At 74.4% G+C, this 24942-nt stretch carries 14 protein-coding genes; 8 read left to right on the top strand and 6 right to left on the bottom strand.

Features of this window, described 5'->3' with window-relative positions; translation table 11 throughout:
* The first annotated feature begins 45 nt into the window (after positions 1-45).
* A complete protein-coding gene (locus tag MET2598_RS0133805; RefSeq protein WP_018263833.1) occupies positions 46-939 on the top strand; it encodes a LysR family transcriptional regulator in 894 nt (297 codons plus the stop codon).
* A gap of 20 nt (positions 940-959) precedes the next feature.
* Here the strand turns inward: MET2598_RS0133805 and MET2598_RS0133800 are convergent, their stop codons facing one another.
* From MET2598_RS0133800 to MET2598_RS0133785, 4 genes are read right to left on the bottom strand one after another with little or no spacing between them, the layout of a single operon-like run.
* A complete protein-coding gene (locus MET2598_RS0133800) occupies positions 960-1757 on the bottom strand; it encodes a formylmethanofuran dehydrogenase subunit C (protein WP_012335439.1) in 798 nt (265 codons plus the stop codon).
* The gene (fhcD, locus tag MET2598_RS0133795; protein WP_012335440.1) at positions 1754-2686 is read right to left on the bottom strand and encodes a formylmethanofuran--tetrahydromethanopterin N-formyltransferase; all 933 of its coding nucleotides are present in this window, start codon (positions 2684-2686) and stop codon (positions 1754-1756) included. The genes MET2598_RS0133800 and fhcD overlap by 4 nt, the downstream gene beginning before the upstream one ends.
* Before the next feature lie 2 nt (positions 2687-2688).
* Entirely contained in the window at positions 2689-4320 is a 1632-nt protein-coding gene (locus MET2598_RS0133790) for a formylmethanofuran dehydrogenase subunit A (RefSeq protein WP_018263832.1), read from the bottom strand.
* On the bottom strand, positions 4314-5387 hold the full coding sequence (locus MET2598_RS0133785; protein ID WP_018263831.1) for a tungsten-containing formylmethanofuran dehydrogenase subunit B: 1074 nt from the start codon (positions 5385-5387) through the stop codon (positions 4314-4316). The genes MET2598_RS0133790 and MET2598_RS0133785 overlap by 7 nt, the downstream gene beginning before the upstream one ends.
* Positions 5388-5749: 362 nt before the next feature.
* Between MET2598_RS0133785 and MET2598_RS0133775 the strand changes: the two genes are divergently transcribed.
* The 7 genes from MET2598_RS0133775 to fae all read left to right on the top strand — a co-directional run bounded on the left by MET2598_RS0133775 (position 5750) and on the right by fae (position 12968).
* A complete protein-coding gene (locus MET2598_RS0133775; RefSeq protein WP_018263830.1) occupies positions 5750-6721 on the top strand; it encodes a beta-ribofuranosylaminobenzene 5'-phosphate synthase family protein in 972 nt (323 codons plus the stop codon).
* 197 nt (positions 6722-6918) lie between these two features.
* Positions 6919-7812, top strand: coding sequence for an NAD(P)-dependent methylenetetrahydromethanopterin dehydrogenase (locus MET2598_RS0133770; protein WP_018263829.1), 894 nt, complete (start codon positions 6919-6921; stop codon positions 7810-7812).
* A 216-nt stretch (positions 7813-8028) separates the two neighbouring features.
* Positions 8029-9183, top strand: a complete 1155-nt coding sequence (locus tag MET2598_RS0133765) for an ATP-grasp domain-containing protein (RefSeq protein WP_012335445.1) — start codon at positions 8029-8031, stop codon at positions 9181-9183.
* Complete coding sequence (mch, locus tag MET2598_RS0133760) at positions 9180-10154, top strand: methenyltetrahydromethanopterin cyclohydrolase (RefSeq protein ID WP_012335446.1); 975 nt, start codon at positions 9180-9182, stop codon at positions 10152-10154. Before MET2598_RS0133765 ends, mch begins: the two co-directional genes overlap by 4 nt.
* A 273-nt stretch (positions 10155-10427) precedes the next feature.
* On the top strand, positions 10428-11345 hold the full coding sequence (locus MET2598_RS0133755) for an ATP-grasp domain-containing protein (protein WP_018263828.1): 918 nt from the start codon (positions 10428-10430) through the stop codon (positions 11343-11345).
* The gene (locus MET2598_RS0133750) at positions 11345-12205 is read left to right on the top strand and encodes a triphosphoribosyl-dephospho-CoA synthase (RefSeq protein ID WP_018263827.1); all 861 of its coding nucleotides are present in this window, start codon (positions 11345-11347) and stop codon (positions 12203-12205) included. The genes MET2598_RS0133755 and MET2598_RS0133750 overlap by 1 nt, the downstream gene beginning before the upstream one ends.
* 247 nt (positions 12206-12452) lie before the next feature.
* A complete protein-coding gene (fae, locus tag MET2598_RS0133745) occupies positions 12453-12968 on the top strand; it encodes a formaldehyde-activating enzyme (protein ID WP_012335449.1) in 516 nt (171 codons plus the stop codon).
* 331 nt (positions 12969-13299) lie between these two features.
* Here the strand turns inward: fae and MET2598_RS0133740 are convergent, their stop codons facing one another.
* Positions 13300-13917 (bottom strand): invasion associated locus B family protein, encoded by a 618-nt coding sequence (locus MET2598_RS0133740; protein WP_018263826.1) that lies wholly within the window; start codon positions 13915-13917, stop codon positions 13300-13302.
* Positions 13918-14130: 213 nt separating this feature from the next.
* Positions 14131-24891 carry a YDG domain-containing protein gene (locus MET2598_RS0133735; protein WP_157182314.1) on the bottom strand — a complete coding sequence of 3587 codons (10761 nt, stop codon included), beginning with the start codon at positions 24889-24891 and terminating at the stop codon, positions 14131-14133.
* Positions 24892-24942: the final 51 nt, after the last annotated feature.

Here is a 24942-nt window from a genome sequence, read left to right as displayed (position 1 = left end):
CATCCGGGAATTGCGGAAAGGCGGCGGGCCGCTATACGAAATCGTATGGCGGAGCCGAGCTGGGACCATTGCCGCGCGGCGCTGGCGGTGCTGGAAGAGGGCTCCCTCTCGGGCGCGGCCCGGGCGCTCGGCCTGACGCAGCCGACGGTCGGCCGGCAGATCGCGGCCCTGGAGGCGGCGCTCGGCGTGGTGCTGTTCACCCGCTCGCCGGCGGGGCTGCTCCCGACCGAGGCGGGGCTGGCCCTGCGCCCGCACGCCCAGGCCCTGCGGGCCGCGGCGGCCGCCCTGGCGCGCACCGTGACGGCGGCGGGGGAGGGGGTGGCCGGGACGGTGCGGATCACCGCCTCCGAGGTGGTGGGCGGGGCGGTGCTGCCGCCGATCCTCGCCCGCCTGCACGAGGCGCACCCCGCGCTCATCCTCGAACTCGTCCTGTCCGACCGGGTGCAGGATCTCCTGCGCCGCGACGCCGACATCGCCGTGCGGATGACCCCGCCGGCGCAGGGGGCGCTGCTCGCCCGGAAGGTCGGGACCGTGCGCCTCGGCCTCCACGCCCATCGCCGCTACCTGGCGCGGCGGGGCGCGCCCGCCTCCGTCGCCGCCCTCGCGGGCCACAGCCTGATCGGCTTCGACGCCGAGACCGCCTTCCTGCGCGACGTCCGGATCGGGGGAGTGCCCCTCGACCGGAGCCGGTTCGCGTGGCGCAGCGACAGCGCGCTCGCGCAGCTCGCGGCGGTCCGGGCCGGGTTCGGCATCGGGGTCTGCCAGGCGGGGCTCGCCGCCCGCGAGCCCGATCTCGTCCCGGTCCTGCCGGAGATCGGCTGGGATCTGCCGACCTTCGTGGTCATGCACGAGGACCTGCGCGCCCTCCGGCGCTACCGCGTCGCCTTCGACGCGCTGGCCGAGGGGCTGGAGGCCTATTGCGCCGGGGAGGCGCCTTAGCCGCGCGGGCCCGGCGCGCGTCACCCGAGCGGCGTCAGCAACTCGCCCTTGCCGAGCGTCGCGAGGTCCCCGGCGCGCCGCCCGAGCCGCGCGCGGGCGAGGGCCGCGAAGCGCGCCGAGACCGGCTCCAGCGCCCGGGCGAGCAGCCGCACGAAGACGAGGTCCTGGGCGCCCGTGTCGACGAAGGTCGGCAGCAGGGCGCCGTGGCGCTCGACCAGGAGCGTGCCCCGGCGCATGCCGTAGCCCGGATGGTCGCCGATCGCGCCCGCCACGATCGTGCCGGCGATCATCCGCGACCCCGCCAGCGCTCCGGCGGACTCGGCCACGATCAGCCCGGCCCGCATCCGGTCGCCGAGGCGGTCGCCCGCCCGGCCGCCGATCACCAGGGTCGCCCCGTCGAGGCCGCCCATCGCCCCGTGCAGGGCGCCGCCCGCGCTCTCGCCCGCGTCGCCCGCGATCGTGATCGTGCCGCCCCTGGCGCCCGTCCCGGCGAAGGGACCCGCCGAACCGGAGACCCGGATCGCGCCGCCGGTCATGCCGGCGCCGAGGCGCTGCCCGACATCGCCCTCGACCTCGATCGCGCCCGCGCTCAGGCCGGCGCCGACCTGGTCGAGCCGCTCCGAGCCGCCGACGATCCGCAGCGTGTCGGTCCCGTCGAGGGCGAGCGCGAAGCAGTCGCCGAGGCTGAGGCCGAGCCGGCTCGTGCCGATCGGCAGCCGCGCCGCCTCGGCCTCGCCGAGGCCCGCGAGGCGGGCGGGCGTGAGGCCCGAGAGGTCGAGCCGCTCCGGCGGCGCCTGGCGGAGGGTGAGGACGCTCATGCCGCCGCCTCGAGAAGGTCCCGGAGATGGAAGTGGTGGCGGCCGAGATTGCCGCCGTAATTGCCCGCCGTGACCGCCACGAGGCCGAGGTCGCGGCCCGCCGCCGTCGCCGCGTGGAGCGCGGCCCGCATCGCGCGCGCGATCGCCCCCGCCGAGAGCCCGTCGATCACGATCTCCAGCACCACGTTGACCTCGGGCGGCAGGGCCGAGCCCGCGCGCCCCTTCAGGGTCGGGCAATAGGCGTCGTTGGTGGAGGCCATCATGCCCTTGGTGCGCGCGCCGACCTTGGAGCCCGAGCGCACGATGCCGCCCGGGAAGGGCAGGATCACGTCCGGGACGCCGCGCGCCGCCGCCACCGCGATCTCCGCCACCCTCAGCGTGTCCGCGTGGGCGCGGCCGAGGAACAGCAGGTTGCCGCCGCCGACCGCCCCCTCGATGGTCGGGACGGAGTGCTCGCAGAGGAACTCGCCGTCCATCACCGGCGTGCGCCAGAAGCGCCGGCCGCCGACGCGCTTGGCGACCGAGAAGCCGTCGCCGAACATCTGGATCGCGCCGCCGAGCTTGATCGCCTTGCCCCGGTGCGGATCGTCCCAGGCGATCCCCGCATAGGCCGCGCTGCCCGGCGAGGTCAGCACGCATTGCCCGACCCGCTTGAGGAGCTGGCTCTTCAGGCCCCCCGCGTCGAAGCCGAAGAGCAGCACCCGCACGCCGGGCCGCCCGTCGGGCGTCGCCTCGGGGGCGAGCACCGCGTCGATCCCGGCCTCGGCCCCGCAGCCGATCACCGAGGTGGCGAAGCCCGTCATGGTGGTGGCGGCGATCATCGCCCATTCGGGCGTGTCGGCGGTGAGCACGAGGGCCGTGCCCGCCATGTCGAACGCCTCCGCGAAGGTGTCCTCGACCCGGATGCCGTGGAGTGTGAGGTCCGCCATGGTCAGCCCCGCAGCCCCACGCTCTCGAAGGTCTCGCGCGCCGCGAAGGCCTCGTCCGGCACCGAGAAGCTGTCGAGCCCGGCGCCGAACCGCCCCTGCAGGTAGGCGTCGGTCCGCCGCGCCATGCCGGGATCCGCCTCGACCGCGACGCTGAGCGTGCGGCCCGCGCGCGCCGCCACCACGGCCCCGTCCTCCACGATCACCACCCCGTCCTTGAACACCCGGTGGGCCCTGCCGAACATCGCCGTCCGGTCGCGCCCGTCGCGGTAGACCGCGATGTCGGCCCGCGCGCCGGGGCGCAGGTGGCCGCGGTCGGTGAGGCCGAGGAGCTTGGCGGGCCCCGAGCGGGTGAGCTTGGCCACGTCGAGGAGGTCGTACTCGCGCGTGAGCGCGTGCAGGCCCGAGCGCTCCGCCGCGACCTTGGGGTGGCTCGCCAGCTCGCGGTCGCGCTCCTCCTTGTCCATCAGCAGGTGGAGGATGCGCGGATAGGCCGTGAAGGGCCCGCCATTCGGGTGATCGGTGGTCAGGATCGTGCGCTCGGGATCGGGCGAGAGCAGCATCAGTTCGAGCCCGATGGCAAATTGCAGCGAGGAGGTCGGGCCGCGGTCGCGGTAGCGGAACGGGATGATGCCGCCGCCCTCCGCGTCGCCCGCGGTGACGATCCACTTCCTCGGGCTCGCGCCCTTGCGGCCCGCGAACTGGCGCAGGATGTCGAGGGAGATCGTGCAGGTCTGCCCGAACACCACCTGGCCGACGTCCAGCGTGGCGTTGGGGTGGCGGACCATCGCCTCGGCGAGGCGCGGCGCCGCCGAGGTGAAGCCGCCCCCGAGGGGGTTCTGGGGATCGACCGCCGCGTAGGCGTAGAACTGGGCGTGCGCGAAGTGGATGCGCCGCCCCTCGGCGGCCGCGAGGGTCTCGACGAAGCTGTCGTCGGCACCCGGCAGGCCGAGATTGCTGCAATGGACGTGGAGCGGGTGCGGCACCCCGATCGCCTCGACCGCGTCGAGGAGCCCGGTCAGGATCCGCCGCGAGGTCAGTCCGTAGGCCGGCACCTCGTCGTCGAGGCCGAAGCGCACGGCGCCGTCCTTGAAGGCGTCGGCCCCGCCCGCATTGATCACCTTCACGCCGAGCGCCCGCGTCGTGGCGAGGTTGAGCGCCACGAGGTCGCGCACCGCCTGCGGCCCGGCCCCGTCGCGCAGGAGCTGGAGCAGGTGGTCGTCGTTGCCCATCACGCAGAGCCCGCCCCGGTCGAGGAGCGGGATGTCGGCGAGTTCGAGCTGGGTCGCGAGGGCGTTGACGGGCGGCATCGCCGGCTCGACGGCGGTGGTGTAGCCCATCCGGGCGTACAGGGCGCCGATCTCCGATCCCGAGCCGTGCGGGCTCCCGGCCCCGCCGGCCTCGGCGACGCCGAGTTCCGGCAGCAGCAGGCGGGAGAGCACCACGTTGCCGCCCGCGATGTGCGAGTGCACCTCGATGCCGCCGGCCATCACCACGCAGCCGGAGGCGTCGAGGATCTCGTCGGGGGCGCGGTCGGGCGCCTCGACGATGCGGCCGTCCTCGATCCAGACGTCGCCGACGGCGTCGCGCCCGGCGGTCGGATCGACGACCCGGCCGCCACTGATACGGGTCAGCATGAGGCGGAGCGCTCCAGGGTGACGGGCGGTGGGGCGGGCGCGAGGCGGTCGTGCAGGGCGCCGATCACCGCGGCGGCGGAGGGCGCCGGACCGGGCGCGGCGGCGGGGTGCCAGGCGATCGCCGCCCGGCGCGGGTGCCAGAGGGCGCCGCCGTGGCTCTGCCCGGGCACGCCCACCGCGAGCACGATCTCGGCCTCGTCGCCGCGCGGGGCGCCGAGCAGGGCCACGGTCGGCACCGCGGCGGTCCAGGCGGGCCGGGGAGCCGGCAGGGCGGCGAGCCAGAGGGCCGCGTCGATCTCGCCGGAGCGGGCCTGCCGGGCGGCGTCGAAGCGCCAGGGATCGTGCTCGGGGCGGGCGCGGCCGAAGCCGACCCGCGGCCCCTGCGCGGTGGTCCAGGCGGCGACCTGCGTCACCGCGCGGCCCTGATCCGCGCCCGCGACGGGCAGGGCGAAGGCCCGGGTCGCCTCGTTGAGGTCCTTGGCGAGGCCGCTCAGCATCTCGGACCCGAGTGCCCCGACCTCGCCGGGATCGTAGAGGAGCACGGCGTAGCGGGCGCCGCGCAGGCGGGCGGCGAGGTCGGCGAGGGGCGCCGCGCCGCCGATCCGCCCGGCCACCAGGGCGCGCAGCAGGCCGATCGCGGCGGGCAGCCCCGCCGCGCCGGACGCGAAGTCGGCCCCCTGGCCGGAGGCGAGCGAGACGATGCTGCGGCCCGCCCCCGCGGCCCGGCCGCGGCTGGGGCCGGAGGCGGCGAGGTCGGCGAGGAGCGGCGCCTCCGCGGCCCGGTCGCCGACCACCAGCACGAGGTCGGCCCGCGCCACCGCCTCGGCGGGCGTGGTCGCCATGGTGCCGGCGGCGGCCAGCGCCCCGAGATCGGCGTAGAGGTCGTCCGAGGCCGCCGGATCCAGGGAGGCGCCGAGGACTCGCGCGAGACGGAACGCCGCCTGCACCGCCGCCACGTCGGCCGCGAGGCCCGCCACCACGGGCGCCCGGGCGCCTCTCAGCAGATCGGCCGCCGCGGCGAGCGCCGCGTCGGGATCCGTCGCTTGCCCTTTCACCCAGGCCGTCATCCGCCCTCGCCCGATTGGCCGGCCTCGCGCCGGCTCTGCAGGGATCCGCGGCGGCGTCGGTCGCCGCCCCGCGCGGTCGCCGCCTCGCGCGGATGCCGCGGCACGGTCTGCCCCGCGCCGCGGCCGACGTTTGCATCCCGCCCTCGGCGCAGGCAAGACCCCCCGAAAGTCCGGGCGGCGCGGCCGCCGAATTTCACATGCGCAGCTGCGTTGCCCTCCGGGGGCGCGGTATGGGACACTGCGCTGCAGAGTCCCGGATTCGCCCTCGCGCGCGCCGGCCCTTCGCGGGACCGGCCGGTTCGGCGGGCTGCGGGATCAGGCAGGGGTTCGGGTTGGCGGATCGGGCGGGCACAGGGCGGGAGATGGTGCGGGTGCACGCGCCGGCCCGGCTGCATTTCGGCTTCCTTGATCTCCACGGCGGCCTCGGCCGGCGCTTCGGCAGCATCGGCGTCGCCGTGGACGCGCCGTCCATCGACCTGACCGTCGCCGCCGCGCCCGACCTCGCGGTCGAGGCCGACGGGGCCGCCCTCGCCCCGGAGCGCGAGCGCATCCGCCGCTACGCCGAGGCGGCGGCCCGGCAGATCGGCGTGCCGGCGGCGGGCGCCTTCCGGCTCCGCGCGGGCATCCCGGCCCATGCGGGCTTCGGCTCGGGCACCCAGCTCGCGCTCAGCGTCGCGGCCGGCCTCGCCGCCCTGCACGGGGCGCCCTTCGCGCCGGCCGCGTTCGCCGACGCGCTCGACCGGGGCAACCGCTCGGGCGTGGGCCTCGCGGCCTTCGTCACCGGCGGGCTGATCGTGGATGGCGGGCGCGACGCGGGCGGCGCCCCGCCGCCGATCGTGGCGCGCCTGCCCTACCCGGAGGCGTGGCGGATCCTGCTCCTGCTCGATCCGGCCGAGACCGGGGTGCACGGGGCGCAGGAGCGGCACGCGTTCCAGGCCCTGCCGCGCTTCCCGGCCGGGGAGGCGGCCGAGATCTGCCGCATCGTGCTGATGCAGGTGCTGCCCGCCGCCGTCGCCGGCACGATCGAGCCCTTCGGCCGCGGCATCACCGAGATCCAGCGGCGCATCGGCGACTACTTCGCCCCCCATCAGGGCGGGCGCTTCGCCAGCCGCGCGGTCGCCGCCGCCCTCGCGGAGATCGAGGCGCTCGGCATCGCCGGCTTCGGCCAGAGCTCCTGGGGGCCGACCGGCTTCGCCCTCCTGGGCTCGGCCGCCGAGGCGGAGGCGCTGGCCGCCCGGCTGCGGCGGAGCCACCCGGGCCTGACGCTGCTCGTCGCGCGCGGACGCAACCGCGGCGCCGCGGTCACGCGGGAGCCGGCCCCCGCGCAGGCGTGAGCGCCGGACCGATGAGGGCGGACGATGGTCGGGGTCCGCTCCGGTCAGAAAAGGTCTATCAACGGGGGGCGGGGCAAACTAGCAGTCGTTCCCGGCACGGGGGCGGCACAGGCCCCGGCAGAGGCCGTCGTGGCCGGCTCGGCCTGTTGGGAATGGCCGAGACGACCCTAGGACAGACCACGGAGGAGATCCGCGCCATGGCCCGTTCGATCCTTCACATGCTGACGCCGCTGAAGCACATGAGCCCGTTCGACGTGAACATGGCGGTCGATGCGGGGTTCGAGGTGGTGACGGCCTACACGGGCGTGACGCTGACCGAGGTCGGGCCGCTGGTGCAGGATTCGATCTTCTCGCGGGCGCCGCAGGACGGGGCGCGCACCGGCCTCTTCATCGCCGGCAAGAACGCCGAGGACGCCCTCGACATGGTCGACCGGGCCCGCAAGGCCTTCGTGCCGCCCTTCGTCAACCACGTCTTCGCGGATCCGGCCGGCTCCTTCACCACGGGCGCCGCGATGGTGGCGCAGGTGAACAAGGCCCTGCGCGACCGGTTCGGCGAGGGCCTGCCGGGCCAGCGCATCGTGATCTTCGGCGGGGCCGGCGTGGTGGCCTACGTGGCGGCGGTGATCGGCGCCATCGAGGGCGCCCGCCCGGTCCTGGTCGGCCATGACGGGCAGGAGCGGGTGAGCAAGATCGCCGCGACCATGAAGTGGCGCTTCGACATCGACGTCGAGGCGGTGGACGGGGCCGGCGGCGAGGCCCGCCGCGCCGCCATCGCGCAGGCCGACGTGATCCTCTCGGCGGGGCCGGCCGGCGTCGCGATCCTGTCGGCGGAGGATCTGGACCACGCCCCGAAGCTGAAAGTCGCCTCCGACGTGAACGCCGTGCCGCCCGCCGGCATCGCCGGCATCGACGTCAACGCCGCCTGCGCGCCGCTCCCCTCCGGGCGGGGCGTCGGGATCGGGGCGCTCGCGGTCGGGGACGTGAAGTACAGGACCCAGGCCGGCCTGTTCCGCCGCATGCTGGCCTCCTCCGAGCCGCTCTGCCTCGATTTCCGCGACGCGTACCGGCTGGCGGTGGAGATCGCCGGCTGAGGGACGCTCCCGCGCGCCGGGGACTGGCAGTCTCGACCGCCTCGTGCTGAGCTCGGCGCCCTGGCGAGGCTCGAACACGCCGAACGGGGATCCGCGGCGTCGGTCGCCCGGACCGGGCGGAGTGCTGCGAGCGTCGCCGGCGCGCCCACCACGGCCCGCGGGGTGGGGCTTCCAGAGAACCCCCGTTTCCTTGCCCCGTTTTATTGCCCCGTTTCCTTGCCCACCGATCCCGCTCCCCCTCTTCCCCGCGCCGGCGGCGCGATCCTGATCGCCGCCCAGTCCGGCCGGGCGCTCGCGGCGGCGGCGCGGCGGGCCGGGCTGCTTCCCTACGTGGCCGACCTGTTCGGGGACGCGGACACGCGCGACCTCGCCGCCGGCTACCGGCGCGTCCCCGGCCGGTTCGGCACGGGTCCGCGCGGCGCCGCCCTCGTCGAGGCCCTCGCGGCCCTCGCGGCCGAGGCCGGCGATCCCCTCGGCCTCGTCCTCGGCAGCGGCTTCGAGGGCTCGCCCGCCCTGATGCGCGACCTCGCCTTGCGCCACCGCCTGATCGGCGCCGCGCCCGACACCGTCGCGGCCCTCAAGCACCCGGCGCGGCTCGCCGCCCTCTGCGCCCGCTGCGGCATCCCGCACCCGGAGATCGCCCTCGCGCCGGTGGACGACCCGCGCGGCTGGCTGCTCAAGCGCCGCGGCGCCTCGGGCGGCGGCCACGTCCGCCCGGCGCCGGCCGGCCCCCTGCCGCGGGGCGCCTACCTGCAGCGCCTCGTGCCCGGCACGGCGCGCTCCCTGACCGTGCTGGCCGACGGGCGCGACCTGCGCGTCGTCGCCGACACCGCCCAATGGGCCGACCCGACGCCCGCGCGCCCGTTCCGCTACGCGGGCGCCGTCGATCCGGGCGGCATGCCGGCGGGCGTGCGCGAGGCGGCCGCGGCGGCGCTCGCGGCGCTCGTGGCCGAGACGGGCCTGCGCGGCCTCGCCAGCGCCGACCTGGTGGTGGAGGGGTCCGACTGGTGGCTGGTCGAGGTGAATCCGCGCCCGGGCGCCACCCTCGACATCCTCGACCGGCGGGAGGAGCCGCTCCTCGCCCGGCACGTCGAGGCCTGGGCGGGCCGCCTCGGCGGGACCCTGGCCCTTCCGGTAGATGCGGCCGCCACGCAGATCTGTTACGCCCCATGGCCGATCCCGCTGGTGCCGTCCGTGGCCTGGCCGGATTTCGTGATGGACCGGCCGCCGGCCGGCAGCCGGATCCCCGCCGGGGCGCCGATCTGCACGGTGCGGGCCGAGGGGGCCGACGCCCGGGCGGCCCTGAGCGAGGTCCGATTCCGAGCCGATGCCGTGCGGGCGCTCATCGCCCCCGAGGGAGATCGTTCATGAGTTCCACCACCGTCCGCCCGAGCGTGAACGCCCTGGCGACGCCGCTCGTCGAGGCCCTGGTCGCCGACGCCGCCAAGCTGCGCCTGTCCGTCTCGGCGAAGAGCGGCGAGGCCCGCCTCGTCGACGCGGGCGCGCAGGCGCGCGGCTCGATCGAGGCCGGCCGGCGCATCGCCGAGATCTGCCTCGGGGGTCTCGGCACGGTGACGATCGCGCCCGCCGGCCCGGTCGCGGCCTGGCCCGTCACGGTCACGGTGCACAGCGCCGATCCGGTCCTCGCCTGCCTCGGCAGCCAATATGCAGGCTGGAGCCTCGCGGACGAGGGCGGCTCCTCGGGCTTCTTCGCACTCGGCTCCGGGCCCGGCCGGGCCGCGGCGGCGGCGGAGCACCTGTTCGAGGAGCTGCACTACAGGGACCACGCCGCGCAGATCGCCCTCGTGCTCGAATCGGCGAGCGCGCCGCCCGCCTCCGTGGTCGCCAAGGTGGCCGAGGCCGCGGGCGTGACGCCGGACGCCGTGACCTTCATCTACGCGCCGACCCAGAGCCTCGCGGGCGCCACCCAGGTCGTCGCCCGGGTGCTCGAGGTCGCCCTGCACAAGGCGCATTCGGTGGGGTTCGACCTCGCGAAGGTCGTCGACGGCATCGGGGCCGCGCCCCTGAGCCCGCCCCACCCGGACTTCATCCAGGCGATGGGCCGCACCAACGACGCCATCATCTATGGCGGCCGGGTGCAGCTCTTCGTCGAGGCCGACGACGCCGAGGCCAGGGGCCTCGCCGAGGCCCTGCCGAGCACCACCTCGCGCGACCACGGCGCGCCCTTCGCGGAGATCTTCGCGCGCTTCAACGGCGACTTCTACGCGATCGACAAGCACCTGTTCAGCCCGGCCGAGGTGGTGGTGACCTCGCTCCTCAGCGGCACCAGCCACCGCGCCGGGAGGCTGGTGCCGGAGCTGGTGGAGCGGTCCTTCGCCTGAGGCGGCCCTCGCCCTGCACGGCCCGGGCGCCTCAGACGCTGTCCGGACGATCACGCCCGGACAGCGTCCGACACGCCCGCGCGGCGCTTGAGCGAAGCCCAAAGCCGCCATCCCGATGGAATCGAGCGGATTTGGCGAGCGGATTTGGTACGACACGCGCGGCGCGTGAGCGAAGTCGACATCCGCATGGCGCAGCAATCCGCCGGATGTCGGATCGAGCGGGCCGCCGGGTCGGGCGCCGGTCCCGGCCCCGTCAACCTGGAGACGTCTCGGATGCGCATCGGGCTCGCGGCCGATAACGGCGCTTGGCACAAGGGGCGCCTGCTGGCGGCGCTGACGCGGCTCGGCGCCGAGCCGGTGCTGTTCTCCCTCGCCGACGTCACCGTGGAGACGGGTCGTCCCGAGCCCCTGCGCGTGCCGGGCTTCGGCGACCGCCTCCCGGACGGGGTCCTGCTGCGCACCATCGCGGGGGGCACCTTCGAGGCCACCACGATGCGCCTCGGCGCGCTCCACGCCCTCGTCGCCGCCGGGACCGTGGTCTGGAACAGCCCCGCCGCCATCGAGCGCTCCGTCGACAAGGCGATGACGAGCCTGCTGCTCGCCCGCCACGGCGTGCCGACGCCCGAGACCTTCGTGCTGTCGCGCCGCGAGGCCGCCGCCGCCCTCGTCGCCCGCGAGGCCGGCCCCGGCCGCCCCCTCGTGCTCAAGCCCCTGTTCGGCTCGCAGGGCGAGGGCCTGCAGCTGATCGCCGCCCCGGACGAGCTGCCCCCCGAGGAGCTGGTCGGGCGCGTCTACTACCTGCAGCGCTACATCGCCCGGCGGGACGGGGCGTGGCAGGATTACCGGGTCTTCGTCTGCGACGGACGCGCCGTCGCGGGCATGATCCGGCAGGGCGACGGCTGGATCACCAACGTCCACCGGGGCGGGCGGCCGCTGCCCTGGACCGTCCCGCCCCGCGCCGCGGAGCTGGCGGAGGCCGCCGCCGGCGCGGTCGGCGTGGCCTATACGGGCGTCGACCTGGTCGAGGACGGGGAGGGCGGCTTCCTGGTGCTGGAGGTCAACAGCATGCCGGCCTGGTCGGGGCTGCAGCAGGTCACCGGGATCGACATCGCCGAGACGGTCGCGCGCGGCTTCCTGGCGGCCGTGCGGGCGCGGACCGCCCCGCCGCCGCGCCTGGTGGCGCAGGGCTGATGGAGCCGGCCCTGCAGCCGGATGCGATCGCCGCCGCCTATCGCGGCGCCTGCCGGGCGGAGCTCGCGGCGCTGAAGCCCGGCAACGTCCACGTCTTCGCCGAGGGCCACCGCATGACGCTGGCCGATTTCGAGCGCAGCGCCGCCTTCTCCGCCGGCCCCCTCGCGGCGCCCGGCCGGCGGGTCGGGGAGCGGGTCGAGGCGGCGGTCGCGGCGACGGTCGCGGCGGTCGGCCAGAACACCAACCTGGGCATCGTCCTGCTCTGCGCGCCCCTCGCCGCCGCGGCCGAGCGGACCGGCCCGCTGCGCGACGCCCTCGCGGCGGTGCTGGCGGAGCTCGACGGGCGCGACGCGGCGGGCGTCTTCGCGGCGATCCGGCGCGCCAATCCGGGCGGCCTCGGGCGCGCTGCCCGCCACGACGTCGCGGGCGGGGGCGATCCGCCGCCGCTCCTCGCCGCCATGGCAGAGGCGGCGGGGCGCGACCGCATCGCCCGCGCCTACGTGACGGGGTTCGAGGACCTGTTCGGGACGGGGCTCCCGGCCCTCGCCCGCGCGCGCGCGGAGAGCCTCGCCCCGCCCTGGACCGCCACGGCCGTCCACCTCGCCTTCCTGACGGGCTTTCCCGACAGCCACATCGCCCGCAAGTTCGGGCCGGAGCGCGCCGAGCGCGTGCGGCGGGAGGCGCAGGCCGCCCTCGGAACCGTCATCCTCGGAGAATCCGCCGTCCCGGTGCTCCTCGCCCATGATCGGCGCCTGAAGCAGGATGGTCTCAACCCGGGCACGAGCGCCGACCTGACAGTCGCGACCCTGTTCCTTGATGCGCTGATGCAGCTCAGAGGCGACCAAGTTTCGGCAGGTTGACCGCAGGGGAAGGCAACCTGCCAAAAAGTCGAAAGCCCTTACCTGCCAATGCCTTTTTTATCGTCGAAAATGGCCGCACCCGGCGAGGTTGGCGGCTTGTTCGCGATCCGGCACCGCTGTAGGGTCCGCCCCGCTATCCGGGAACCGGTTCGGCCGCAGGGCCGGACGCCGTAACAAGGATGGCGCGCTTCCAGCCGCGCCTGTTTCGTGGGCGGCTCATCGTTTTGACTCCTGGGAGAAACCCCGCATGGCGACGATCAACAAGGTGCTGGTGGGCGAAGCCCTCGTCGGCGACGGCAACGAGGTCGCCCACATCGACCTCATCATCGGCCCGCGCGGCAGCGCCGCCGAGACGGCCTTCTGCAACAGCCTCACCAACAACAAGCACGGCTTCACCAGCCTGCTCGCGGTGGTGGCTCCGAACCTGCCGTGCAAGCCGAACACGCTGCTGTTCAACAAGGTGACGATCAACGACGCCCGCCAGGCGGTGCAGATGTTCGGCCCCGCGCAGCACGCGGTGGCCAAGGCCGTGCAGGATTGCGTGGCCGAGGGCATCATCCCGGCGAGCGAGGCCGACGACCTGTACATCCTGGTCGGCGTGTTCATCCACTGGGAAGCGGCGGACGACGCGAAGATCGAGAAGTACAACTACGAGGCCACGAAGCTGTCGATCCAGCGCGCCATCCAGGGCAAGCCGACGGCCGCCGAGGTCACGCAGCAGTACAAGACGGCGCAGCACCCCTTCGCCGCCAACGTTTCCTAGACAGGAAACCGTCCGGAGCAGCCAGCGGCACCTCCGCCGCCCCCACCGCCTCCGCCGAAGGGGCTGTTCCAGCGACTGGCCTCCATTTTCCTCGGACGCTGACACGATCGCGGGAGGGCTTCGGCCCTCCCGTTCCGTTTGGCGGGTCGCGTCCCCGGCCCGACGCACCCCCGCGCGAGGAGGGACGGGACGAGGCGGACCGCGTCCGGCTGCGGCCCGGTGCGAGCGGCCCGCTCGGCGCTCAGCAGAACTGCATGGCGCAATTCTGCTGAGATTCTTGTTTTCGCATGATTTTTGCCGCCGAACCGGTGACCGCTTCGGCGAATGATGCTCAGGAGCGCTCCTTGGCCAGCGCGTCGAGGGCCTGGCTCAGGCCGCGCAGGGAGATCGGCACCGCGACCTCCCGCCCGGCCGCATCCTTGAACGTCAGCCGGCTCGCCTCGATCGGCCCGCGCCACCGCTTCAGGACGTCGTCCTTGGCCGGCCCCTCCGCCGCGCAGGCGCCGGGCAGGCAGCGCCGCCAGGCCATGTCCAGCGCTCCCCCGTCCTTCCCGTCCTTGTCCTCCCCGGCCAGGCGGACTCCGGAGGCGAAGCTCGCATTGACCGGCAGCACGGCGGTCACGTGCAGGCCGTCCTCGCCGGGCACGCGGCCGATCGCCACCTGGGCGACCGGCGCGGCCTGGCCCTGGATCTGGACCGCTTGCGCGACCTCGCACAGCCGCGTCGTCTTCTCCCCGTCCACGAGGCGCTGGCAGCGCAGCACCCAGTCGGCGAAGGTGGCGGTGGTCAGGCCCGGCTCCTCCGGCACGGAGGCGGGCGCCGCTTGGGCCGGGGCGGCGGGCTTGCCTTGCGCCGGCTGCGCGGCGGCCCCGCCGGAGATCGGGCCGGAGGACAATGCGAGGGCCAGCAGAACCATGCCGCGCGACGGCAGGGAGGACAGGAACGACATCGGGCAATGCTCCAAGGGCGCAGGGAGCCGCCCCGCGCTCGGCGAGGCAACGCGATCGACCGCGTGGGCGACTCGTCGGCCGACGCGGTGAAGGATGACGGGAGCCCGCCCCCCGGAGCGGGGCAGGCTCACCGGCCGCTTCCTCCGTCGCGGAGGAGGCGCCAGGCCGCCGCACGCGCCGGCGGCCTCTCCGGGCCTAACTCCGCCGGATCCTCATCGGCCGGCGGAGGAGGAGCCGGTCTGGGGGGCCGCCGGGGTGATGTAGCAGGCGGCCTGGCTCAGGCAGGCGACGGGCGTGTCGAAGCGCGGATCGCTGAGCGGGCTTCCCTGGGAGCTGGTCAGGCCCGCCCCCTGGAAGACCGGCGGAGTGTAGGGCGTCAGGCTCTGATTGAGGGTCAGAACCTGGGTCACGGTGCTGGCGGTGACGGGCGAACCGACCGGCGGCGCGGACCCGGCCGCCGCGACCGCTTCCGTCACGGTCAGGGTGCCATTCAGGAAGGTGAGCGCGTAGTCGGGTGATGCGGCCAGCGTACCTTGGGTGATCGGATAGGAGCCGGGTGCGCTGTCCGGCGTCGCCGGGGTGGCGAGCTGGCCCGCCAGGCCATCGCCGCCCACCAGCCCGAGTCCCGACACCGCGTAGGTGAGGACGGGGTTGGGCTGGCCGGAGGCTCGGCTCTGGGCATCGGCGGCGACGGTCAGCGGCCGCGGCGCGACCGTGAGGATGCCCTCGACGAAGGTGATGCCATAGTTGCCGGAGGTGAGGCCGGCGGCCGTGATCGCGTAGCTGCCGGCATTCCGGGCGCCCTGGGCCGACCCGCCATAGGTCAGGCTGCCGCCGAGCACCGAGGCGTCCTCACCACCGACCAGGCCCGCGTACGACACGCCGTTCCCGCCCGAATAGGCCCGCCCGTCATAGGTCTTGGCGTCATTGCCGGCCGTCACCGTCAGCGGAGCCTTGGTCACCGTGAGGGTGCCGGGTGCGTAGCTGATGGCGTAGTTGCCGGAGGTCAGGCCGGCGGGCGTGATCGCGTAGGTGCCGGCGTTCCGCGCCCCCTGAGCCGACCCACCGTAGGTCAGGCTGCCGCCGAGCACGGAGGCCTCCTCGCCACCGACCAGGCCCGCGTACGACACGCCGTTCCCGCCCGAGAAGGCCTGCCCGTCGTAGGTCTTGCTCAGGCCGTTGGCCGTCACCGTCAGCGGGGTCTTGGTCACCGTGAGGGTGCCGGGTGCGTAGGTGATGGCGTAGTTGCCGGAGGTCAGGCCGGCGGGCGTGATCGCGTAGCTGCCGGCGTTCCGCGCCCCCTGGGCAGACCCGCCATAGGTCAGGCTGCCGGCGAGCACCGAGGCGTCCTCACCACCGATCAGGCCCGCGTAGGTTACGCCGTTCCCGCCCGAGTAGGCCTGCCCGTCGTAGGTCTTGCTCAGGCCGTTGGCCGTCACCGTCAGCGGAGCCTTGGTCACCGTGAGGGTGCCGGGTGCGTAGGTGATGGCATAGTTGCCGGAGGTCAGGCCGGCGGGCGTGATCGCGTAGCTGCCGGCGCTCCGCGCCCCCTGAGCCGGCCCGCCATAGGTCAGGCTGCCGCCGAGCACGGAGGCATCCTCGCCACCGACCAGGCCCGCGTACGACACGCCGTTCCCGCCCGAATAGACCCGCCCGTCGTAGGTCTTGGCGGCGTTGCCGGCCGTGACCGTCAACGGAGCGGGCAGGATCCTGCCGATCGCGGCCGACAGCGAGGTCTGCGCCAGGACGTAATTGCCCGCCGCCGAGCCCGCGAGCGCGATGCCGGACACGCTCACGGTCTTGCCCGTGCCGGCGTCCTTGGTGTCGTAAACACCGTTCGCCGGCCACACCAAGTTGACCTCGTCGGCCCCGACCACACCCCCCAGGGCATAATTGCCGGCGGCCAGGATCGCGGCGGTCGAGCCATCATAGGTCTTGCTCACGCTGCCCCGGAGGGAGGCCGTCAGCGTGGCCGGGTCGATCGTGCCGATCCCGCCGGACAGGGAGGTCCGCTCCAGGACGTAATTGCCCGCATCGGCGCCCGCGAGCGAGAGGCCGCTCGCGCGCACCAGCTTGTTCGTCCCGGCATTCCCGGTGTCGTAGGTGCCACCCGCGCCCGAGACCGTGACGGCATCGCCTGCGACGAGGCCCGCGAGCGCGAAGTTCCCGGCGCCCAGCATCGCGAGCGCGCTGCCGTCGTAGGTCTTGCGCACCGCGCCGGTGAGCGCGACCGCCAGCGTCGCCCTGTCGATGGTGCCGAGGGCCGCCGAGATCTCGGTCGCGGAGCCCAGCGTGTAGTTGCCCGCATCCGCGCCCGACAGGGTCAGGCCCGACGCCGTCACCAGCTTGCCCGTCCCGGCCTTGGCATCCGCGTAGACCGCGCTGCCCGCGACCGAGACCGCGTCGCCGGGGACGAGGCCGGTGAGCGCGTAGTTCGCGGCGCTCAGCGTCGCGGCCGTGCTGCCGTCGTAGGTCTTGCGGGCCGCGCCGGTCAGCGAGACCGCCAGCGTCGCCCTGTCGATGGTGCCGATCGCCGCCGAGACCGTGGGCGCGGCGAGCGTGTAGTTGTCCGCGTCCGCCCCCGACAGGGTCAGGCCCAACACCGTCACGGACTTGCCCGTCCCGGCCTTGGCATCCGCGTAGGAGGCGCTCGCCCCCGCGACCTGGACATCGTCCTGGCCGAGGCGGCTGCTGCCGAGGTCGAAGCCGAGCCCCGTCAGACCGGCGCTCGCGCGGCCATCGTAGGTCTTGCTGGCCGAGCCGGTCAGCGACACCGCCAGCGTCGCCTTGTCGATCGTGCCGACCGTACCCTGGACCTGGCTCGTGCTGCCCAGCGTGTAGTTGGCGGCATCCGCCCCCGACAGGGTCAGGCCCGACACCGTCACGGACTTGCCCGGCCCGGCCTTGGCATCCGCGTAGACCGCGCTCGCTCCCGCGACCTGGACATCGTCCTGGCCGAGGCGGCTGCTGCCGAGGTCGAAGCCGAGCCCCGTCAGGCCGGCGCTCGCGCTGCCGTCGTAGGTCTTGCGGGCCACGCCGGTCAGCGACACCGTCAGCATCGCCTTGTCGATCGTGCCGACCGACGCCGAGGCCGTGGGCGCGGCGAGCGTGTAGTTGTCCGCGTCCGCCCCCGACAGGGTCAGGCCCGACACCGTCACGGACTTGCCCGTCCCGGCCTTCGCGTCCGCGTAGACCGCGCGGCCCGACGCCTGCACGACGTCCTGGCCCACCACGCCGCCGAGGCTCAGCTGGCCCGGCGCCACCGTCGCCGCGACCGTCGCGTCATAGACCTTGCGCACCGCGCCGCCGAGCGAGACCGCCAGCGTCGCCCTGTCGATGGTGCCGATCGCCGCCGAGACCGTGGGCGCGGCGAGCGTGTAGTTGTCCGCGTCCGCCCCCGACAGGGTCAGGCCCGACACCGTCACCGTCTTGCCCGTCCCGGCCTTGGCATCCGCGTAGGAGGCGCTCGCCCCCGCGACCTGGACATCGTCCTGGCCGAGGCGGCCGCTGCCGAGGTCGAAGCCGAGCCCCGTCAGGCCGGCGCTCGCGCGGCCGTCGTAGGTCTTGCGCGCCACGCCGGTCAGCGACACCGCCAGCGTCGCCTTGTCGATCGTGCCGATCGCCGCCGAGACCGTGGGCGCGGCGAGCGTGTAGTTGTCCGCGTCCACCCCCGCCAGGGTCAGGCCCGACACCGTCACCGCCTTGCCGGTCCCGGCCTTGGCATCCGCGTAGACCGCGCTCGCCCCCGCGACCTGGACGTCGTCCTGGCCGATGCGGCCGCTGCCGAGGTCGAAGCCGAGCCCCGTCAGGCCGGCGCTCGCGCGGCCGTCGTAGGTCTTGCGCGCCACGCCGGTCAGCGACACCGTCAGCGTCGCCTTGTCGATCGTGCCGACCGTACCCTGGACCTGGCTCGTGCTGCCCAGGGTGTAGTTGGCGGCATCCGCCCCCGACAGGGTCAGGCCCGACACCGTCACGGACTTGCCCGGCCCGGCCTTGGCATCCGCGTAGACCGCGCTCGCCCCCGCGACCTGGACGTCGTCCTGGCCGAGGCGGCCGCTGACGATGTTGAGGCCGAGCCCCGTCAGGCCGGCGCTCGCGCTGCCGTCGTAGGTCTTGCGCGCCGAGCCGGTCAGCGACACCGCCAGCGTCGCCTTGTCGATCGTCCCGATCGCTGCCGAGACCGTGGGCGCGGCGAGCGTGTAGTTGGCGGCATCCGCCCCCGACAGGGTCAGGCCCGACACCGTCACGGACTTGCCCGTCCCGGCCTTGGCGTCCGCGTAGACCGCGCCCGCCCCCGCGACCTGGACGTCGTCCTGGCCGATGCGGCCGCTGCCGAGGTCGAAGCCGAGCCCCGTCAGGCCGGCGCTCGTGCGGCCGTCGTAGGTCTTGCGCGCCACGCCGGTCAGAGAGACCGCCAGCGTCGCCTTGTCGATCCTGCCGATCGACGCCGAGACCTGGTTCGTGGTGCCCAGCGTGTAATTGCCCGCCGCGGCCCCCGACAGGGTCAGGCCCGACACCGTCACCGCCTTGCCCGTCCCGGCCTTGGCATCCGCGTAGGAGGCGCTCGCCCCCGCGACCTGGACGTCGTCCTGGCCGATGCGGGTGCGGCCGAGGTCGAAGCCGAGCCCCGTCAGGCTGGCGCTCGCGCTCCCGTCGTAGGTCTTGGTGACGCTGCCGGTCAGGGACACCGTCAGCGTCTTGGGGTTCACCGTGACCGAGCCGGGCGAGACGAACCGGGTGGTCCGCCCGCCCCAGGAGATGCCGCTGCCCCCGGACTGGCCGATCGCGTAGGTTCCCGCATTGCTCTGCGCGGTCACGCTCGAGGTCAAGCTCGGGAGCGCGGACACGACGTTGCCGAAGACGCTCCCCGCCCCATACACGGTCGGCGCGACGGTCGGCGGCGTGTCGCCGTAGGTCATGCTGACCGAGGCATCGAGCGCCACCACGCCCGAGGTGGCGTAGAGTTCGGCGGTATGCGTCTTGCCGTCGCTCGACTGGGCCGCGGAGGCGTTCGGCCGCGCCCAGACGGTCGTGAAATCCCATCCGACCGCCGTGGCGGTGGCGGTGAACCCGCCGGCGGTGCCGGGGGTGTCGAGCATCTGCGCGGTGGTCAGGCCGGTGCCCATGCCCCCGGCGCTGGTCGCCTGGCCGGTGGCCTCCGTGTCCCAGTAGGAGGCGGTGACGGTGGCGCCGGATCGCAGGCTGCCGACCAGGCCGCCGAGCGTGCTGGATCCCGTCACGCGGCCGGTCGCGTAGGTCTGCCGGATGGCGCCGAAGTTGATGCCGACCAGGCCGCCGACGGGAGCGTCGAGAGGGGAGCCGCCGCTGACGTTCCCGGTCGCGTAGGCCTGCTGGATGGTGCCGGAGTTGGTGCCGACCAGACCGCCGGCGGCGAGCGCGGCGGTCACCGGACCGCTGGCGTAGGCCTGGACGACGAGCCCGGTATTGCTGCCGACCAAGCCGCCGATCATGTCGCTGCCGGACACGGCGCCGGTGGCGTAGACGGCGCGCAGCACCCCCGACTCATCGTTGAAACCGACCAGACCGCCCGCTCGGCCGCTGCTCGGTGCGCACGCATCGATGTCGGCGAAGACCTTGGTGACGAAGCCCTTGTTGGCTCCGGCCAAGCCCCCGGCATCGTTGGCCGCCCTGACACCGCCGCCGGCCAGCCCGACGCTGCGGACCTCGCCCGTGGGACCGATGATCCCGAACAGGCCCGCCGAGCTGGTCGAGGGCGCGTTGATCGTCAGGCCGGCGATGCGGTGGTCGCGGCCGTCGAAGCGCCCGGTGAACGGGCCCATGCCATTGCCGAGCGGCACGAAGCCGCCGCTGCCCCAGATGTCGGAGGTGGTCGCGCCCGCCGTGGCGCCCGCGTCGAGATCGCCGGCCAGGGCGTAGGACCCGGCGAGATTCACGTTGACGAGCTGGAGCTGGTGCAGGTTGGTGACGGTCGCGATGCCGTCCGCCCCCGGCCGCGCCGCCTCCCAGCGCCCGATCGGCCGCAGGTCGCCGGCCTGGTACCAGTCGCGCGTGAAGTTCCAGCCGGCGTAGCTGCCCTGGTCGCGCGCCTGCGCGGTGGTCAGACCGGTGCCTTCTCCGGCGCTGCTCGCCTGACCGGTGGTCTCCGTGTCCCAGAACGACGCGAGGACGGTGCCACTGCTGGACGCGACGAGGCCGCCGGAAAGGTTGTTGGCCGCCACGCGGCCGGTGGCATAGACTTGGGTGAGGGTGCTCCTGTTGCTTCCAGCGAAGCCGCCGACAGTGGTGTTGCCCGTCACGCTGGCGGTGGCGTAGGCCTGGGTGACGAGACCATTCCAGTTATTCCCGACGAAGCCGCCGACAGCGCTGCTGCCCGTCACGCTACCGGCGGCGTAGGCCTGAGCGATGGTGCCGGAATTGGTCCCGACGAAGCCGCCGACGGTGCGGCCGCCGGTTACGCTGGCGGTGACGTAGGCCTGGGTGATGCGGCCGGAATTGCCCCCGGCGAGGCCGCCGACAGTGTCGCCGCCCATTACGCTGCCGCCGACGAGACCGACATTGGAGACCGTCGCGCCGCTCTGCACAACACTGAACAGACCGACAGTCTCCATGGTCGGCCGGTTGATCGTGAGCCCGGCGATCACATGGCCGCGGCCGTCGAAGGTGCCGGCGAACCCGGTCGAGCCGCCCCCGATCGGCACGAAGCCCCCCCCGCCCCAGAGGTCGGCGGCGTTGGTGCTCGCGGTGGCGCGCGCGTCGAGGTCGGCGGCGAGCCGGTAGCGGCCGGCGAGATTCGTCGCAACCAGCTGCAACTGGTGCAGGGTGGCGATCGGGATCGCCCCGTCCGCGCCCGCCGGCACCGCCTCCCAGCGCCCGATCGGCCGCAGGTCCGCGGCCTGGTACCAATCCGTCGTGAAGTTCCAGCCCGCGTAGCTGCCCTGGTCGCGCGCCTGCGCGGTGGTCAGGCCGGTGCCTCCTCCGGCGCTGCTCGCCTGACCGGTGGTCTCCTTGTCCCAGAAGGACGACGAGACGCCGCCGGTGCCGGAGCCCAGCAGACCGCCCACGCTGGTTGCGCCGGTCACGCGGCCGCTGGCGTAGGTCTGCTGGATGCTGCCGCCAGCGCTGCCCCCGACGAGGCCGCCGACAGTGCTGTCGCCCGTCACGCTGCCGCTGGCGTAGGCCTGGGTGATCGAGCCGGCGCGAGAATTGTACCCGACGAGGCCGCCGACCTGGCTCGAGCCCGACACGCTGCCCGTCGCGGAGGCTTGGCTGATCGTCCCCAAGTTGGAACCCACGAGGCTGCCGACATTGCTCGCCCCAGACACGCTGCCCGTCGCGTAGGCTTGGCTGATCGTCCCCAAGTTGGAACCCACGAGGCTGCCGACATCGGAGCCGCCCGAGACGCTGCCGCCGAGCAGCCCGATCCGCGTGAGACCGCCCCCCGACGCGAGCTTGCCGATCAGGCCGACAGCATCCTGGCTCGGCCGGGCGATGGTCAGCCCGGTGACGACGTGGCCCGCACCGTCGAGGCTGCCGCTGAACGGCGCGGTGTCATCGCCCACCGGCACGAAGCCGCCGGGGCCGAACACCTCGCTCGCGTCGGCCCCCGCCGCCGCCCTCGTCGTCGCGCCGGCGTCGAGGTCGGCGGCGAGCCGGTAGCGGCCGGCGAGATTCGCCCCCATCAGCTGCAGCTGGTGCAGGGTGGCGATCGAGATCACCCCGTCCGCGCCCGCCGGCGCCGCCTCCCAGCGCCCGATCGGCCGCAGGTCGCCGGCCTGGTACCAATCCGTCGTGAAGCTCCAGCCCGCGTAGCTCCCTGCCTGGCGCGCCGACGCGGTGGTCAGGCCGGTGCCTCCTCCGGCACTGCTCGCCTGCAGGGTCGTGTTCGTGTCCCAATAGGAGGAGGTCACGCTGCCGGTCCCGGTCCCGACCAGGCCGCCGGCCTTGGACGGGTCCGCGAGCGCGACCACGAGCCCCGACGCGTAGGATTGGGCGATGCTGCCGGTGCGAAAATTGTAACCGACGAGGCCGCCGGCATAGACGCTGCCCGTCACGCGGCCAGTGGCATAGGCTTGGCTGATGCTGCCGGAACTGGTCCCGACGAGGCCGCCGACAGTGTTCGTGCCCGACACACTGCCGCTCGCGGAGGTCTGGGCGATGGTGCCGAAATTGGTCCCGACGAGGCCGCCGACATTGAACGAGCCCGTCACGCTGCCGGTGGCATAGGCCTGGGTGATGCTGCCGGAACTGTACCCGACGAGGCCGCCGACATTGCCCCTGCCCGTCACGCTGCCGCCGACGAGGCCGATGCCGCGCACCAGACTGCCCGCGCCGGTGACGCCGAACAGGCCGACGTTGTCGAGGGCGGGCCGGTTGATCGTCAGCCCCCGGATCACGCCGCCGCGGCCGTCGAACAGGCCCGTGAACCGCACCGACGAGTTCCCGATCGGCACGAAGCCGCCCGGGCCCCAGATGTCGGAGGCACCCGCGCCCGCGGTGGCGCCCGCGTCGAGATCGCCGCCGAGCGCGTAGGACCCGGCGAGGTTCGCGGCGACGAGCTGCAGCTGGTGCAGGGTGGTGATGAGGGCGGTGCCGTCCGCCCCCGGCTGCGCCGCCTCCCAGCGCCCGATCGGACGCAGGTCCGCGGTCTGGTACCAATCCGTCGTGAAGTTCCAGCCCGCGTAGCTCCCTGCCTGACGGGCCTGCGCGGTGGTCAGGCCGGTGCCTCCTCCGGCGCTGCTCGCCTGCAGGGTCGTGTTCGTGTCCCAATAGGAGGAGGTCACGCTGCCGGTGCCGGTCCCGACCAGGCCGCCGGCCTTGGACGGGTCCGCGAGCGCGACCACGGGCCCCGACGCGTAGGATTGGGCGATGCTGCCGCCGCTGCTGCCGACGAGCCCGCCGACATCGGCGCCGCCCGTGACCTCCCCGGTCGCGTAGGCTTGGCTGAGGGTGCCGGCGGTCACCGCGCCGACGAGCCCGCCGACGCTGCCGGCGCCCGAGACCGGCCCGGTCGCGGAGACCTGGGCGATGCGGCCGGAACTGCTGCCCACCAGCCCGCCGACGCCGGTGCCGCCCGAGACGCGGCCGGTTGCGGAGGCCTGGAGGATCGTCCCGTCGCTGGAGCCGGCGAGGGCGCCGACCTTGTCACGGCCGGTGATGCGGCTGCCGGCGAGGCCGATCCGGGCGACGCGGCCGGCCGCGCTCACCGCGCCGAACAGGCCGACGAAGTCCGAGGTCGGCGCGTTGATGGTCAGGCCGGAGATCACGTGCCCCCGGCCGTCGAAGGCGCCGCTGAACCGCAGCGCATCGGTCCCGAGCGGCACGAAGCCGCCCCCGCCCCAGATGTCGGCGGCACCCGCGCCCGCCGTGGCGCTCGCGTCGAGATCGGCGGCCAGGGCGTAGGACCCGGCGAGGTTCGCGATGACGAGCTGGAGCTGGTGCGGGTTGGTGATGAGGGCGGTGCCGTCCGCCCCCGGCTGCGCCGCCTCCCAGCGCCCGATCGGACGCAGATCCGCGATCTGGAACCAGTTACCCATGAAGTTCCAGCCGGTGTAGCTCCGTGCCTGGCGGGCCTGCGCGGTGGTCAGACCCGTCGCGCCGCTTCCTCCGGCGCTGATCGCCTGACCCGTGGTCTCCGTGTCCCAGAAGGAAGACGAGACGCTGCCGGTGCCGTTGCCCAGCAGACCGCCCACGCCGGTTGCGCCGGTCACCCGGCCGCTGGCGTAGGTCTGCTGGATGCTGCCGCCATTGATGTTCCCGACGAGGCCGCCGACAGTGCTGTCGCCCGTCACGCTGCCCGTCGCGTAGGCTTGGCTGATCGTCCCGGAATTGTCACCCGCGAGGCCGCCGACAGTGCTGTCGCCCGACACGCTGCCCGTCGCGTAGGCTTGGCTGATCGTGCCTTCGTTGTGACCGACCAGGCCACCGACCCTCTGGCCGTGGCCGGAGACGGACGCCGTGGAGTAGGTTTGGCTGAGCGTCCCGGCGTTGGAACCCACGAGGCTGCCGACCTTGTTGGAGCCCGAGACGCTGCCGCCGACCAGCCCGATCCGCGTGAGACCGCCGCCCGACGCGAGCGCGCCGATCAGGCCGACAGCATCCTGGCTCGGCCGGGCGATGGTCAGCCCGGTGACGACGTGGCCCGCGCCGTCGAGGCTGCCGCTGAACGGCGCGGTGTCATCGCCCACCGGCACGAAGCCGCCGGGGCCGAACACCCCGCTCGCGTCGGCCCCCGCCGCCGCCTTCGTCGCGCCGGCATCGATGTCGGCGGCGAGCCGGTAGCGGCCGGCGAGATTCGTCCCCATCAGCTGCAGCTGGTGCAGGTTGGTGATGATGGCGGTGCCGTCCGCGCCCGCCGGCGCCGCCTCCCAGCGCCCGATCGGACGCAGGTCCGCGGCCTGGTACCAATCCGTCGTGAAGCTCCAGCCCGCGTAGCTCCGTGCCTGGCGCGCCGACGCGGTGGTCAGGCCGGTGCCCATGCCCCCGGCGCTGGTCCCCTGGCCGGTGGTCTCCGTGTCCCAGAACGACGCGATGATGGGGGTATTGGCGGCCCCGACGAGGCCGCCGACATAGCTCGTGCCCGTCACGCGGCCGCTGGCGTAGGTCTGGGTGATGGTGCCGAGGCCGAAATGGGCCCCGACGAGGCCGCCGACATAGCTGGCGCCCGTCACGCCGCCGCTGGCATAGGCCTGGGTGATGATGCCGGAACTGAACCCGACGAGGCCGCCGATATTGCTCCCTCCCGTCACGCTGCCGCTGGCGTAGACCTGGGTAATGGTGCCGCGACTGGTGTTCCCGACGAGGCCGCCGACATTGCTCTTGCCCGTCACGCTGCCGCCGACGAGGCCGATGCCGCGCACGAGGCTGCCTGCGCCGGTGACGCCGAACAGGCCGACGTTGTCGAGGGCGGGCCGGTTGATCGTCAGCCCCCGGATCACGCCGCCGCGGCCGTCGAACAGGCCGGTGAACTGCGCCGACGAGCTCCCGATCGGCACGAAGCCGCCCGGGCCCCAGATGTCGGAGGCACCCGCGCCCGCCGTGGCACT

The sequence above is a fragment of the Methylobacterium sp. WSM2598 genome (assembly GCF_000379105.1).
Lineage (GTDB): Bacteria > Pseudomonadota > Alphaproteobacteria > Rhizobiales > Beijerinckiaceae > Methylobacterium.
Note: the sequence above shows the minus strand (reverse complement) of the source record. Positions and strands in the feature narration are given on the sequence as shown.